This window comes from Sporosarcina sp. FSL K6-1540, assembly GCF_038620285.1.
Classification (GTDB): domain Bacteria; phylum Bacillota; class Bacilli; order Bacillales_A; family Planococcaceae; genus Sporosarcina; species Sporosarcina psychrophila.
In genome coordinates this window covers 3121466-3136799 of sequence record NZ_CP152018.1, presented here as the reverse complement: position 1 = coordinate 3136799, position 15334 = coordinate 3121466, and the positions used below count along the sequence as shown (strand labels likewise).

The following is a 15334-nucleotide window of genomic DNA, read 5'->3' as shown; positions in this document are numbered from 1 at the left end:
AACGTGCTTTAGGCAACATTCATAAGTCTCATGACCAAACCTTTTTGGAAAATGAAGATGAAGGGGTGATTCCACACTTGAAACCTGCAACTGATCGTATGCTTACACGCATAAAGGATATCTATTTTTATATCCTTGATAATGGCACTGTAACTACCGAAAACCTGGTCGAAGAATTTGGCATCACTCACCGTACGGTCCAAAGGGATTTAAATGTCCTTGAATACAACGAGCTCATTATGAGCCCGGTACGCGGTAAATGGACGACGACAGCAAAAAAAGTGAAGTTATCTTCGTGACCCGCACATGACCTAGAAAAGCAAAAAGCGCCAGCTCTCATACCTGCTTCACGTAGGTATAAGGGAGCTGGCGCTTGGAGCCTGTATATAACAAAAGCGGAAACGCCTGTTTAGCCCCAAAAAGTAGGAGGGATGCAAGTTCAATCCCTCCCGGTAGCCTTGCTGATAAAAGCACTCTTTGCCTTTAATCAGCAAGACAGAAACTGCATGACCCGCGTCGTGTGGGGCTAGGCGCTGGAGTCTAGACGTGAAATTTTCAAATGGTAACTTATCCCCAGTACGAGATTTCATTATTTTCTAGACAAACAATAAAGAGCTGAACCGTATTCTTAAACGGCTCAGCCCTTTTTATTTTCCAGAAATCTGCATGAGTTGCTGTAATTCCTCTTCCGTCAATTCCCGGTATGATCCAAGCGCTAAAGTTTCATCCAAAGATAAAGGCCCCATCGATAAGCGTTTTAAGTAAACAACTTGCTTACCAACCGCTTCAAACATTCGCTTGACTTGATGGTATTTACCTTCCGTAATCGTCAACTCGATTTCGGAAATATCCGTTGATTTCAATATGCGCAGCTGACCAGGCTTCGTCTCATAGCCATCATCCAGAGTAACACCCTCTGAAAACTGCTTGGTATCTTCTTCTGTAACAATTCCTTCGATATGAGCATAATACGTTTTCGGCACCCCTTTTTTAGGTGACAATAAGTTGTGCGCAAGTTTTCCGTCATTCGTCAGTAACAAAAAACCTTCTGTGTCTTTATCTAACCTTCCAACAGGAAACATTTCAAAAATGTTATATTCTTCATCTAATAAATCAATAACTGTCTGGTCCCTTTTATCTTCAGTAGCAGACAAGACTCCTTGTGGCTTATTCATCATTAGGTACATAAATTCTTTATAGACGACTTTTTGACCCAGTACCGTTACTTCATCCTTCACTGTATCTACATGCAGTGCGGCATCTTTCACTGCCACTTCATTAACCCGTACGGAACCTTTTTTCATCAAAATCTTTACTTCTTTTCGCGTACCAAATCCCATGTTCGACAATAATTTATCCAAACGCATTTTATTCCTCCTAAAAGCCTAATTTCTTGGTGAATCTAGTCAATCGCTCTCCGAACAATTTCTGTGCAAGCCCCGTTTTAAGCGATAGATAACCGTAAATTGCAGCACCAACTGTAGCGCATATCAAAATATACAAGATAGACTGCATTTTTCCGTCAGCAGGACTGATTGCTGTCAGTCCTTTCAATGTAAATGTGACAGCTATTAACATAATGACATTTAATATAGCGATAAGGATAAGTCTTCTAAACACCATCTTCGACCTGTAATTAAGGGTCTTAGTAATGATGACGATATTAATGCCTACCGCGACTGTATAACCAATTGAAGTCGCCATAATGGCACCATTCGTTTCAAATATTTTGATGAGCGGTATATTCAGTACCAGTTTGAAAAACAGTCCGAGTAATGAAGTGAAAACTATCCATTTATGTCGGTCGATGCCTTGCAAAATGGCTGCTGTCACCGTATATAAGCCAAATAAAATCGCGACCGGGGCATAATTCGCTAGTATCTCTGCACCCATTGCATCTTTTTCATATAGAAATTGGTAGAACTCATTTGACAAAACGATTAATCCGATAACGATTGGTACCGTCAAGAACAGCATAATCTGATAGGTCTGATCAAGTGAATTTGTAATCCCTTTTTGATCATTTTTCGCATAATAACTTGTAATGACCGGAATAAGAGCCATTGAAAATCCTGTCGCAATCATGACTGGTATCATGACGACTTTATGCGTTAAAAAGTTTAGCATCGTTAAATAGATGTCAGTTACCTTTGCAAAGCCGATTGAAGACATCGCCTCGTTAAAAGTAATCATATCAACGAATTGATAAAGGGGATTAATAACCCCTACCAGGACGAAGGGCAAGATATAAGCAAATACTTCTTTGTACATGTCTTTGAATGAAACGTCACTTGATGAAGTACTATTCGCAAGAAGATGGTCGAATTCTGGTTTATAACTTTTCCAATACTTGAACAAGACAGCGAGACCCGCAAGCGCCCCGATAAACGCCGCAAATACCGCGAAGTTCACTGCAGTTTTCGGAGATCCATGCATGAAGTTCACGACAATAAACGCTCCTGCCAGAACGACAATAATTCGCACAACCTGTTCTACTAACTGAGAAACCGAAGTCGGCATCATTTTTTGATTGCCCTGTAGGAAGCCTCGCACGATACTCATAAGTGGAACGGCAAGCAGTGCATAACTGACCCAGCGAATCACATTTGCAATCTCTTCAATTGTGAAGATTTGTTCATCATCTTTACGAACAAGTTTCGCAATCGGTTCAGCTAAAAAGTACAGCGTTAAAAAGGAAAGTATTCCTGTGACTGCCATCACAAGCATCCCTGACTTTAACAATTTTCGTCCAGTTGCATAATCGCCACGAGCATTATATTTTGCTACGAATTTTGAAATCGCAAGTGGTGCTCCTGATATCGCGATAGCTAACGCGATATTGTATGGGATGTATGCATATTGATAGAGACCGATACTTTCTTTCCCAACGATTGCGTAAAATGGAATAACGTATAATAGTCCAAGCGCTTTCGATAAAAATAGACCTATTGTCAGTATAAAGGTCCCTTTTACAAGATTTGATGACATGTTTGATCCTTCCATTCTCCCTAAATCTACTTAACAGTTTACCCCCAGACGACGCTTTTCACAATGTATATCCGTCATTAGTGTGGAATAGAGAAAAACTGAAAGTGTGGTTTCCATTATATATGACGTCATCATATGATAATTAGTTAGTCAAACGTACAGACCAGTAAAAAAAGCGGGCAGTCGCCAAAGAAAAATCAGGCTACCCATCTCCACTGGATTCTGGAGAAAAGGCAGCCTAATTTTGTTCTGTATGTGTCTCTAATTACTAGGTAAACTCAGTATGATTCATCTCGTTTTATTTTAATGTTTTCGTTAGCAATCAGTACACCTTGCTTAAATTCTTCATAGTCAGGCTCTGTTGAGTTTAGGAAGCATGTGGTAGCAATTTTTTTCGCAATCAATCTCCTACCTTTTCTGACGACATCCATTCCCCCTGCATGGCTAATCAATTTATGATAGATGCGCTGACACTCTTTTTGTTGAAAAGCATCGTGTCTTATTTTCTCGTTCTCCGCGCTCGTTGGATACGACTGCTCTTGATATCCCTCTTGCTGACTTATATGCTGTTCAACTTCGCTATTTACTTCTCTAGTCATTCCGTACCCTCTTCCTATTCTTCGTTAAAGTAAATATACTCTACTTCCTCATCATTCCAATTTATCACAGGCACTATCCCAGTCTTGGGATAGAAGTTTGCAAACACTTCTACTCGCACTATTCTTGAAAGTTTTATTGTTAAACCATTTTTAATTGTACCACATGCCGTCGTTATATTTTCTTCCATTTTGACCGCCCCTACTATTTTTCAATGATGCTGTGTTAAACTGTTATTTAATAATCCATTACCGAAAGGCTTGATAACACAATGACTACTAACCATGTTGATGTAGACGTCATCATCATTGGCGGGGGACCATCAGGATTGATGGCCTCCATTGCCGCTGCTGAAAACGGAAGGAAAGTTCTCCTTCTAGAAAAAGGAAAAAAACTTGGCACTAAATTGGCCATTTCAGGGGGCGGGCGCTGTAACGTTACGAATCGCCTGTCACAAGAAGAAATCGTTAAAAACATTCCAGGGAACGGGCGATTTTTATATGGTCCTTTCTCCGTTTTCAATAATGAAGACATCATTCGTTTTTTCGAAGGTCTTGGCGTTCCGTTGAAAGAAGAAGATCATGGCAGAATGTTTCCAGTGTCGAACAAAGCAAAAGATGTAGTCAATGCATTGCTGACAGAAATGGATCGCTTACATGTTGAAGTGAGATTAGAAACGCGCGTTAAAAAACTTTTGATGGATGAAGAGCAAATTCTAGGTGTCAGACTCGATTCTGGCAAAGAGATCCGTTCACACGCTGTTGTTGTAGCGGTCGGGGGAAAAGCAGTTCCTCAAACCGGTTCAACAGGAGACGGTTATCCATGGGCAGAAAAAGCCGGACATACCGTGACGGAACTTTATCCAACAGAAGTACCTTTATTATCAAATGAACCTTTCATTGTTTCAAAGGATCTACAAGGTCTTGCGCTTCGTGACGTGGCAGTATCCGTCCTTAACGCCAAAGGTAAGAATCTTATCACACATCAGATGGACATGTTGTTCACCCATTTCGGCTTAAGCGGGCCTGCCATTTTAAGATGCAGTCAATTTGTTGTGAAAGAACGTATGAAAAACGGCAACAAGCCCGTTGAGATGAGAATTGACTCAATGCCCGAGCTCAATGAAGAAAAAGTATTCCAACTGCTCAATACCACACTAAAAGAAGACTCAACAAAAGCAGTGAAGAATGTATTAAAAGGGATTGTGCCTGAACGTTGGATGCTATTTTTATTCGACCGGGCAGGAATTGATCCGGCTGAAACTGGAGCTCAGATGCTAGTAGAAAAGATTAGGGCATTAGCTAAATTATTGAAAGCATTCCCAATGAACGTCAATGGTACGCAGCCACTTGAAAAAGCATTCGTCACAGGCGGCGGAGTATCCGTAAAAGAAATCGTTCCGAAGACATTAGGTTCCCGCAAGAAGGAAGGTCTTTACTTCTGCGGTGAAATTTTGGATATTCACGGCTATACAGGCGGTTATAATATCACTTCCGCACTTGTTACCGGCAGGATTGCTGGGATGAATGCAGGAGAACATGCGACTGATCTATAAACGTTGATTATGGAAAAACTTTATTATAGATTGTACGAACTAAACTACAGCTATCCGATACTGGACAACAAAAAATCCGCGTAAGAGGGCCAACCCTCTTACGCGGATTTTCTTTTTTAACCTACTGCAACAATATTAATCAGTCTTCCTGGAATCGCGATGACTTTTTTCACTTCTTTGCCTTCAAGAAGTACTTTCACATTTTCATCTTCTAGTGCAAGCTTCTCTAGATCATCCTTCGTAACGTCTTTCGATACGACGATTTTCGCACGTACTTTGCCGTTGATTTGAACAGCCATTTCAACTGTATCATCGACCAGTTTTGATGCGTCAAATGTCGGCCATTGTTCATACGTAATTGTATCGCTATGACCCAACTTCTCCCATAACTCTTCTGCAAGATGCGGAATAACTGGCGCTACCATTTTAACAAAGCCTTCAACATATTCTTTTGGAATCGAATCCACTTTATAGCCTTCGTTAATGAAGACCATCATCTGAGAAATTGCTGTATTATTACGCATTCCTTCAAAGTCTTCCGTCACTTTTTTCACAGTTTGATGGTAAACTTTCTCAAGCGATCCGCCCGTTTTTCCACCGATTTTCGTGCTAAGTGATCCATCCTCATTGACGAACAGGCGCCAGATACGATCTAGGAAACGACGAGCTCCGTCAAGACCATTCGTCGTCCATGCTTTTGAACCTTCCAAAGGCCCCATGAACATTTCATAAAGGCGAAGTGAATCAGCTCCGTGTGAATGAACGATATCATCTGGATTAACTACATTGCCTTTTGATTTCGACATCTTCTCATTACCTTCACCAAGTATCATCCCTTGGTTGAACAGCTTTTGGAATGGCTCTTTCGTATGAACTACTCCGATATCATAAAGCACTTTATGCCAGAATCGTGCGTAAAGCAGATGTAGAACTGCGTGTTCTGCTCCACCTACGTAGATATCTACAGGCAACCAGCGTTTCGCAAGTTCAGGATCGATAATCATTTCATCGTTATCCGGATCGATGTAACGCAAGTAATACCAGCAGCTACCCGCCCATTGTGGCATCGTGTTCGTTTCGCGACGACCTTTCATCCCTGTTTCTGGATGAGTCACATTTATCCATTCATCGATGTTTGCAAGTGGTGACTCGCCCGTTCCGCTTGGTTTAATATTATCCGTTACTGGTAATACGAGCGGTAAATCTGCTTCTTCAACAGGTGTCATTGTGCCATCTTCCCAATGGATAATTGGAATCGGCTCGCCCCAGTAACGTTGCCTTGAGAACAACCAGTCACGAAGACGGAATGTAACTTTTTTATCGCCTTTGCCTTTTTCAACAAACCATGCGATTGCTTTTTCGATTGCTTCATCTTTGAGTAATCCATCAAGGAAACCTGAATTGACGTGTTTTCCATCTCCAACATATACTTCAGCAGAAACGTCGCCGCCTGCTACAACTTCAATAATTGGCAGATCAAATTCTTTTGCAAACTCATAGTCACGCTCATCATGTGCTGGAACCGCCATAATCGCGCCTGTTCCATATGTTGCAAGAACATAGTCTGCAATCCAAATTGGCATCTTCTCGCCGCTTGCAGGGTTAATTGCGTAAGCTCCCGTAAAGACACCCGTCTTCTCTTTTGCAAGATCTGTACGTTCAAGATCACTCTTCATCTTCACTTCGTTTAGGTATTTTTCAACTGCATCCTTTTGTTCTGCAGTCGTCACTTTTTCAACAAGTTTTAATTCTGGTGCAAGCACTGCATACGTCGCTCCGAAAATTGTATCCGGACGTGTTGTAAATGCTTCAAATGACAAATCAGTTCCGTCAATTTCGAAAGTCAGCTGTGCCCCTTCTGAACGACCAATCCAGTTACGTTGCATGTCTTTCAAGCTTTCCGGCCAATCAAGTTCATCAAGATCCTCAAGAAGACGGTCTGCATAATTTGTAATTCGCAATACCCATTGGCGCATTGGACGACGCTCAACCGGGTGGCCGCCACGTTCTGACTTGCCATCGATTACTTCTTCATTCGCAAGAACTGTACCTAGTGCTGGACACCAGTTAACAGCTACTTCATCGACGTAAGCTAAGCCTTTATTGTAAAGTTGGATGAAAATCCATTGCGTCCACTTGTAATAAGATGGATCTGTCGTATTAATTTCACGGTCCCAGTCATAAGAAAAACCAAGATCATTCATTTGACGCTTGAACGTTGCGATATTTTTCGCGGTGAATTCGGCAGGATCATTACCTGTATCAAGCGCGTATTGCTCTGCCGGAAGGCCAAATGCATCCCAGCCCATCGGATGCAGGACATTAAAGCCTTGCTTCCGTTTGAATGAGCTCAAAATATCTGTCGCGATATAGCCAAGCGGATGCCCGACGTGTAGTCCAGCACCTGATGGATATGGAAACATATCAAGCGCAAAAAATTTCGGTTTAGACGGATCATCCATCATTTTGAATGTTTTATTGTCTTTCCAGTACTGTTGCCACTTCTTCTCAATTTGTCCGTGATTATAACTCATTTAAAATTCCTCCTTGATAAGTAGAAAAGCACTAAAAACAAAAAACTCCCGTCCCTTAAAAAGATAAGGGACGAGAGTAGTATAATTCCCGCGGTGCCACCCAAATTGACGACAAAGCCGCCCAACTTGACTCCTTAACGCGGAAAACGGCACGGGTTAGTAAATCAAATAATTCACCAATGCAGGCTCCAAGGCGAGTTCATCTCTATCGTACAGGCTTCCACCAACCGCCTGCTCTCTAATAAACGACAGTAAAGATTACTACTCCTCTTCAACACCAAAGCTATTGCTATTAGTTTACCCGAATCATGCCACTTTAACAACAATCATTTTACGCCTTCAATAACATCCTTCACAATTAACACCGCTTCTGTCGAATCAATGACTTCTTGAATAGTGAATCCTTCGAACACTTCTTTCAATTCCAGTCCATCGGCTGTCACGTCAATCAATGCGCGTTCTGTAATGATTTTATGGACGACCGCTTTTCCTGTTAACGGAAGTGAACATTCTTTCTTAATCTTCGCAGAGCCGTCTTTCGCAACGTGATCCATAATAACGATAATTTTTCGCGCGCCATGAACAAGATCCATCGCACCGCCCATTCCTTTGATCATCTTGCCAGGAATCATCCAGTTAGCCAAGTCCCCTTTTTCAGACACTTCCATCGCGCCAAGTATGGCAACATCGACATGTCCTCCGCGAATCATCGCGAATGATTCAGCACTGTTAAAATATGCTGAACCTGGAATAGATGTAACAGTTTCTTTTCCCGCGTTAATAAGATCCGGATCAACTTCATCAGCTGCCGGATAAGGTCCAATACCTAACAATCCATTTTCTGATTGAAGTACGACTGTTTTTTCAGGTGATATATAATTAGCAACGAGCGTTGGCATACCAATTCCAAGATTGACGTAGTTGCCGTCCTCGATTTCCTTTTCAGCCCGTCTTGCGATTCGTTCCCTTACATTCACTTCTCCCATATCACAATTCCCCTTTCCTTAGCGAGTCGTCAGACGCTCAATTCGTTTTTCTTGTTGCGCCTGTAGAAGTCCTTGGACATAAATGCTAGGTGTATGAATCGTCATTGGATCAAGATCGCCCGTTTCCACGATTTCCTCCACCTCTGCAATTGTGAATTTCCCTGCAGCCGCCATCATTGGATTGAAGTTTTGTGCGGTCTTGTTGTAAATCAAATTGCCGAACTTGTCGGCTTTTGCTGCACGAATAAGTGAGAAGTCCGCACGAAGCGCCTCTTCAAGAACATACTCTTTACCATCATAGACACGGATCTCTTTCCCTTCCGCAACGAGCGTTCCAACACCAGCCGGCGTGAAGAATGCCGGTATACCAGCGCCACCAGCACGAATCTTTTCTGCAAGTGTTCCCTGCGGCGTCAACTCAACTTCAATTTCACCTGATAGTACCTGACGTTCGAATTCTTTATTCTCACCAACATATGAGCCTATCATTTTCTTAATCTGTTTATTTTTCAATAGTAGTCCAAGTCCCCACTCGTCGACTCCGCAGTTATTTGAAATAACCGTTAAGTCTTTCACACCTTTTTCAACAAGTGCTAGAATGAGTTGTTCCGGAATTCCTACTAGTCCAAATCCCCCAACCATTAATGTTGCACCATCTTCAATCTGTGCAACCGCCTCTTTCGCTGATGAATAAATCGGCTTCATTTTACATCCCCCTTTGAATCTTTTAAAACTTACGTAATAATCCTTCTTCTCAATTAAATCAAACTCTACCGAATGTTGCAATGATAGTAGCGCACAGAAAAAAACGGAAAGCCTATAAGCGGCTTTCCGGTTGATAGCCGGCTTTTTTAATGGGCCGGTCGTATAGCAAGCTAGTGATGATTGGAATGATCATAAATGCTGTCAATATGAATAGCATCACTTGCATACCATATTGGTCTGCAAGAATTCCTCCAATAAATGGCCCAAACATCCGCCCCATTGTCGCAAAGGAATTGACAATTCCTTGATAAAAGCCTTCCCTTCCTTTAGGAGAAAGTTGGCTCGCAATGGTCGGCACAGCCGGCCAGACAAACATTTCCCCAAACGTCACAATCACCATTGCAACAATGAACATTGTAAATGAAGCTGCAAAACTGACTACAATATAAGAAATACTAAAAATAACAATCCCGATAATTATTTGCGTTTTTATTTTATTTTCCAACCTAGAGATGACTGGCTTAATGATTGGTTGTCCAATCACAATCAGCAATCCATTTATCGTCCATAACAAACTATATTGTTTCAATGAAATACCAAGTGATAATGAGTGGGTAGAAATTGTCGTCATCCACTGGGAATAGACAAGCCACATAATCAGATAACCGCCTGAAATGATAAGTAGCGCATAAAAAGGTGCTTTTTGACGAATTTTCTTATTCTCCTTAATGACACTTGTGTGACGATCAGGTGCAATTTCAAGTTTGCGGTAACCGAAGAAAGCGATAAAGAAAAAGACCACATAAAACACCAAATTCGCAGGGAAAATATAGTCAATACTGACCGAAGCGACAAGTCCTGCTAAGGCTGGCCCAATCGCCACACCGACGTTTTGGGCCAGGTAAATCGAGTTAAAAGCTTTCCTGCCGCCCTCCGGCCAAAGCGTCGCCATCATCGCATACATACTTGGAAAAATAAGACCCCCACTGAAACCTAGAAGCGTCAAAAACCAGATGTATGGTTGCCAGTCATGCCAAAATACAAGGCCAACAAGGCCGATGATTGAAATGATGATTCCAGCCATGATAGACTTAAATCCACCTATCCGGTCAAATAAATAACCGCCAAGCAAGTTGCCCACGACACCAGCTCCTGCATTAGCCATCAAGACAAGTCCAGCGACAGAAAGCGATTTCCCTAAATAATCGTGCATATAAATCGTATTTAGCGGCCATAGAAACGAGTTTCCCATGACATTAATGAACATTCCAATCACGAGAAGCCATACTTTTTTAGGCATACCCTTCGCCTCCGTCCATATATAAAGTCAGTAAAAGTGTATGACTTTTTCTACATTCAGACAAGACCCATAAAATAAGTTCCATAATTCAGATGATGCCAGTACGGAAAAACATGATACAATTAGCTGTTAGAGGAGTGAATAAAGTGGATAAATTAAACTTACCTTTCCCTACTGAGGGGAAACGCTATCATACATGGTCACGTCACTTAAAAGATGAATTCGGATTCAAAGTAATGAAAGTTGCGCTTGACGCTGGATTTGATTGCCCGAACCGGGACGGCACTGTTGCTTTCGGTGGCTGTACATTTTGCAGCGTTGCAGGATCTGGAGATTTCGCCGGGGACCGCGTCGATCCAATCGACGTACAATTTGCAGAAATCAGCGAAAGAATGCACAAGAAATGGAAAGATGGCAAATACATGGCCTATTTCCAGGCATACACAAATACCCATGCCCCGCTTCCAAAGTTAAAAGAAAAATTCGAAGCGGCATTAGCGCAAGAAGGCGTCGTTGCATTATCAATCGCAACTCGTCCAGACTGCTTACCTGACGATGTTGTCGAGTATTTAGCTGAGCTGAATGAACGAACTTATTTATGGGTTGAACTTGGCCTACAAACTGTCCACGAAAAAACGGCAAACCTTGTCAATAGAGCCCATGATTTCAAATCCTACGTTGAAGGTGTCGAGAAATTGCGCAAACACGGTATTCGTGTCTGCACACATATCATCAACGGCTTACCGCTTGAGGATTATGACATGATGATGGAAACGGCACGTGAAGTTGCAAAACTCGATGTTCAAGGCATCAAAATCCATCTTCTTCATCTACTTAAAGGAACGCCAATGGTGAAACAATACGAAAAAGGCCAACTTGAATTCTTGGAGAAACAAGAATACATTGACCTAGTTGCTGACCAACTTGAAATTCTTCCACCGGAAATGATTGTCCACCGCATTACAGGTGATGGTCCAATTGAATTAATGATTGGCCCAATGTGGAGCGTCACGAAATGGGAAGTGTTGAATGGCATAGACAAAGAACTCGAACGTCGTGACAGCTGGCAAGGGAAACATTATGCAGGGGCGGTAGAATTGATTTGAAGCTACATCGCATTCTTCCCTTCGCAAGACAATTATTTAGTGAAACAGTCAATGCTGGTGAAACCGTTGTTGATGCAACTACCGGCAACGGCAACGACACACTCTTTTTAGCTGATCTCGTCGGTGAAAATGGACATGTTTTAGCATTCGATATTCAACAGGCAGCACTCGACTCAACAGCCGAACGACTCGGTAATTTAAGTGAACGCGTGTCACTAATATTGGATAGTCATGCAAACGTTGAAAAATATGTTAGCGGACAAATTGGCTGCGCAGTGTTCAACCTCGGTTACTTGCCGCATAGTGAAGATTTGTCAATTGTTACAAAAGCCGACTCTACAATCAAAGCAATCCATACAATGCTTGGGTTGCTGAAAAAAGGCGGTATCATAGCGGTTGCTGTCTATGATGGACATGAAGGTGGCGGAGAAGAGCGGGATGCACTTCTGGCTTATGTGAAAAACTTACACCAGGCTGATGTCCACGTCATTCGTTATGAAATGATCAATCAGCGAAATAATCCCCCGTTTTTGATAGCCATGGAAAAGATGAAGGATTTTATAACAGTAAAACTAGTTGAATGACAAAAAAAGGTTGCCCGATTGAAATAAAATCAGGGGCAACCTTTTTTCTGTTGTTTTTTAGTTTCTGATTGATTGAACAGCTTATATGCTTGGGACACATGCTATATGATCGGTCAGACCAGTTATATGATTGGTTCGCAACGCTATATGCTCGGCAATCCAGTTATATGATTGGTTCGCAACACTATTTGATCGGCAATCCAGTTATATGATCGGGACGCAACGCTATTTGATCGGCAATCCAGTTATATGATCGGGACGCGACGTTATTTGATCGGCAATCCAGTTATATGATCGGGACGCAACGCTATTTGCTCGCTTCTAACTTCAGTGTCAAAAATCCCGTAAATCAGCAATCGCACCTACTGTTTTGAAGTCTTCATTCACCATAAATGCAATTAATTGGCCAGCAGTTTGTTCCGCACTGCTTAACAACCCTTTCTCCTTATAGTCTATAAAACGATCAAGGAGAGGGAATGCCTCTTCCTTACTTCCCCGAATGGTTTCCTGCATTCCAGTATCTATAATCCCCGGCGCGATAGAAACGATGTCTACTGGGTGTTCCGCGCTCCCCTGCTCAAGTGCGACAACACGCGAGAAATGATCAAGTCCCGCTTTCGTTGTGCAATATGCTCCCCATCCTTCATACGCATTGCGGCCTGCTCCAGATGAGATGTTGACGATTCGCTTCACTCCTTTGAAGTTTTTCAAAGCGCCAATAAATGTATTGGATAAAATCATTGGTGCCGTCAAATTTAATGCTACTGCTTTTGTTATATCTTCCGCATTTATAGCACCCATTATTCCAATAGGATCAACCATGCCAGCGTTATTAATAAGTGTGAATGACACCGCTTCTCGTGGGGAAACAGTGATTAACTCATCCATTAGCGCTTCCAGTTTCTCCGTTTCAGAAAGATCTGCTCTAATGAATTTTACACCGTCTAGTTTACTTATAGTGCGTGCAATCCCGATAACGAAATGCCCCTCACTACCTAGCTGCTTTGCAAGTTCAAATCCAATCCCTTTTGACACACCTGTAATAATATAGACGTTCATTTATTCCACCCCTCCTGCATGTATTTCAACCATTCTTTGAAATCGTTCTTTTTTAACGGCTCCTGTACTTACTCTATGAATTGGATAGCATCCCTTAATTCTGAGAGATTGGTCCCGAATCAATTCCCCTCATTGTTACAGTCGACGATTAATGACTCGTTCAGAAAGCACAGCTCGATTTTCTCCAAATTTTTTATGAGCACAAATATATCGAAATCTATTTCCGAGACTTCTACTCCCACTCATCTTTTTCTTTATTGTATCATCCGAATTGACTGAATCACAGTCACCCAGTCAGTTTCGAAAACTATTCAAACAACAAAAAAACAACTTCCCCGAAGGAAAATTGTTTTTCAATTTTAAACTTAGATTTTAATAACACCGATCACAATAGCGATTGCCAATAGAACAACACTGAAACCCCACATCATCATAAATGAATAACGGATATGACGGCCCATTTCAAGCCCTGCCAATCCTAGTGCAAGCCATAGAGCCGGAGATAAAGGACTGACAAACGTTCCAATGATATTTCCGATAATCATAGCATAAGCGACAGAGAGTGAAGATACTCCAAAACCAGTTACAACCTGATCGACAATCGGAAGCAATGCGAAATAATAGGCATCCGTACTTAGCAGTAAATCGAATGGAACACCGAGCACTCCTATGATGATGTGCAAATATGGAATGATGAATGCTGGCAAAACAGTCACAAGATCTTTTGCAATCGAATTCAACATATCCGTCCCATTTAGAATACCTAAAAACGAACCTGCGGCCAAAATGATCGTCGCCATAAGAATCGCACCTGGTGCATGATCTTTTATGCGCGACATCTGGTCCTGTATATTAGGATAGTTAATAGGTAAAGCAATACTGACCCCAATCATAAATGCGAATCCAGCTGGAATTACGCCCCAGACCAAAACACCGATTACACTGATTGCTAATATGACGTTTACCCAATAAAACCTTGGTCGGCTCAATAACTTTTCCGCGACCGTATCTTGACCCTGATTAACATTTACCGGCAATTCAAGTGAGTCATCTACGGACATGGATTTTTCATCCGCTAATATGTTTTTCGCGATGCGACGTTTTTCACGAAGTCCAAGTAAAACTGCCAAAACAACTAATAATACTAGGCCGATTATTTGAATCTTAATGAGTGGTCTCCACAGTTCAGTGACATCCATATCAAGCACTGCCGCGGTTCTTCCTAACGGGCCAGCCCAAGGAACCATATTCATTACACTTGCACTTGTTCCGACCAACATGAGCAACAAATAGGGACTCATCTTTAACTTTTTATATAACGGGAGCAAAGCGGGGATTGTAATTAGGAACGTCGAGGCTCCTGAACCGTCCAAATGAGCGATTGCAGCAATGATGACAGTACCAACAGCCACTGCAATAACATTTCCACGAGTAAGTGATATCATCTTATCAATGAGAGGGTCGAATACCCCTACATCCTGCATGATTCCGAAAAACAGTATCGCAAAAATGAACATGACAGCAACACTGAAGACAGATTGCGTTCCACTTGTGAAAAACTCACCAATTTGTTCGAAGTTGAATCCTGCACTGAACGCCCCCACTATCGGAACAAGTACTAGCCCTACAATTGGAGAGACTTTGCCACTTATAAGTAGCACAACAACAATGAGTATTGTAAATAAACCAATAATACTAAGCATAATTTCCTCCTTCTAGTAAACGGCTGTTTACTAATGAAAAGGAAGTTCACATAGTGTAAGCGGATACATCAATTTTCACAACGATTGAAAATTTGTTTCGACAGACAAAATGATCACTCTCTTTTTCAAAGTTTTCTATACTCAGAAACTTATCATAAAGAGGTTAGAAAAATAAGTTTAATTAAGTAAAAACATTATTGATCTTTCTGTGTGTTTT

General features: G+C 41.7%; 14 protein-coding genes and 1 other annotated feature. Of the genes, 4 read left to right on the top strand and 10 right to left on the bottom strand.

Translation table 11 applies throughout. The annotated features are described in order from the left end of the window. The first annotated feature begins 77 nt into the window (after positions 1-77). Entirely contained in the window at positions 78-299 is a 222-nt protein-coding gene (locus MKY15_RS14855; protein ID WP_067207480.1) for a DeoR family transcriptional regulator, read from the top strand. Between the two features lie 348 nt (positions 300-647). Here the strand turns inward: MKY15_RS14855 and MKY15_RS14850 are convergent, their stop codons facing one another. The 4 genes from MKY15_RS14850 to MKY15_RS14835 form a co-directional block, all read right to left on the bottom strand. Continuing rightward, positions 648-1367, bottom strand: a complete 720-nt coding sequence (locus MKY15_RS14850; RefSeq protein ID WP_342537881.1) for a pseudouridine synthase — start codon at positions 1365-1367, stop codon at positions 648-650. Positions 1368-1377: 10 nt separating this feature from the next. Beyond that, positions 1378-2988, bottom strand: a complete 1611-nt coding sequence (locus tag MKY15_RS14845) for a polysaccharide biosynthesis protein (RefSeq protein WP_187047280.1) — start codon at positions 2986-2988, stop codon at positions 1378-1380. A 278-nt stretch (positions 2989-3266) separates the two neighbouring features. Next, positions 3267-3587 (bottom strand): hypothetical protein, encoded by a 321-nt coding sequence (locus MKY15_RS14840; protein WP_342537880.1) that lies wholly within the window; start codon positions 3585-3587, stop codon positions 3267-3269. A 14-nt stretch (positions 3588-3601) separates the two neighbouring features. Then, positions 3602-3775 (bottom strand): hypothetical protein, encoded by a 174-nt coding sequence (locus MKY15_RS14835; protein ID WP_342537879.1) that lies wholly within the window; start codon positions 3773-3775, stop codon positions 3602-3604. Between the two features lie 81 nt (positions 3776-3856). Here MKY15_RS14835 and MKY15_RS14830 point away from each other — a divergent pair, with 81 nt between their 5' ends. Further along, positions 3857-5140: an NAD(P)/FAD-dependent oxidoreductase gene (locus MKY15_RS14830; protein ID WP_187047278.1), complete on the top strand. Its 1284-nt coding sequence runs from the start codon at positions 3857-3859 to the stop codon at positions 5138-5140. A 116-nt stretch (positions 5141-5256) separates the two neighbouring features. On the opposite strand, the gene leuS is transcribed toward MKY15_RS14830, so the two are convergent. The 4 genes from leuS to MKY15_RS14810 all read right to left on the bottom strand — a co-directional run bounded on the left by leuS (position 5257) and on the right by MKY15_RS14810 (position 10665). After that, positions 5257-7674, bottom strand: coding sequence for a leucine--tRNA ligase (gene leuS, locus MKY15_RS14825; RefSeq protein ID WP_067207470.1), 2418 nt, complete (start codon positions 7672-7674; stop codon positions 5257-5259). Positions 7675-7737: 63 nt separating this feature from the next. Next, positions 7738-7958 (bottom strand) — a binding site (T-box leader). Positions 7959-8000: 42 nt separating this feature from the next. Next, complete coding sequence (locus MKY15_RS14820) at positions 8001-8660, bottom strand: 3-oxoacid CoA-transferase subunit B (RefSeq protein WP_067207467.1); 660 nt, start codon at positions 8658-8660, stop codon at positions 8001-8003. Between the two features lie 18 nt (positions 8661-8678). After that, positions 8679-9365, bottom strand: a complete 687-nt coding sequence (locus MKY15_RS14815) for a CoA transferase subunit A (RefSeq protein WP_067207464.1) — start codon at positions 9363-9365, stop codon at positions 8679-8681. A gap of 112 nt (positions 9366-9477) precedes the next feature. Continuing rightward, positions 9478-10665, bottom strand: a complete 1188-nt coding sequence (locus MKY15_RS14810) for an MFS transporter (RefSeq protein ID WP_067207461.1) — start codon at positions 10663-10665, stop codon at positions 9478-9480. Between the two features lie 146 nt (positions 10666-10811). Between MKY15_RS14810 and MKY15_RS14805 the strand changes: the two genes are divergently transcribed. Further along, positions 10812-11771: a TIGR01212 family radical SAM protein gene (locus MKY15_RS14805; RefSeq protein ID WP_067207459.1), complete on the top strand. Its 960-nt coding sequence runs from the start codon at positions 10812-10814 to the stop codon at positions 11769-11771. Beyond that, positions 11768-12355 (top strand): class I SAM-dependent methyltransferase, encoded by a 588-nt coding sequence (locus MKY15_RS14800; protein ID WP_067207456.1) that lies wholly within the window; start codon positions 11768-11770, stop codon positions 12353-12355. The genes MKY15_RS14805 and MKY15_RS14800 overlap by 4 nt, the downstream gene beginning before the upstream one ends. A 333-nt stretch (positions 12356-12688) precedes the next feature. Here MKY15_RS14800 and MKY15_RS14795 read toward each other — a convergent pair whose 3' ends face one another. Continuing rightward, positions 12689-13414 carry an SDR family NAD(P)-dependent oxidoreductase gene (locus MKY15_RS14795; protein WP_187047274.1) on the bottom strand — a complete coding sequence of 242 codons (726 nt, stop codon included), beginning with the start codon at positions 13412-13414 and terminating at the stop codon, positions 12689-12691. A gap of 365 nt (positions 13415-13779) precedes the next feature. Next, positions 13780-15117 carry a citrate:proton symporter gene (locus MKY15_RS14790; RefSeq protein ID WP_067207450.1) on the bottom strand — a complete coding sequence of 446 codons (1338 nt, stop codon included), beginning with the start codon at positions 15115-15117 and terminating at the stop codon, positions 13780-13782. Between the last annotated feature and the right edge of the window lie 217 nt (positions 15118-15334).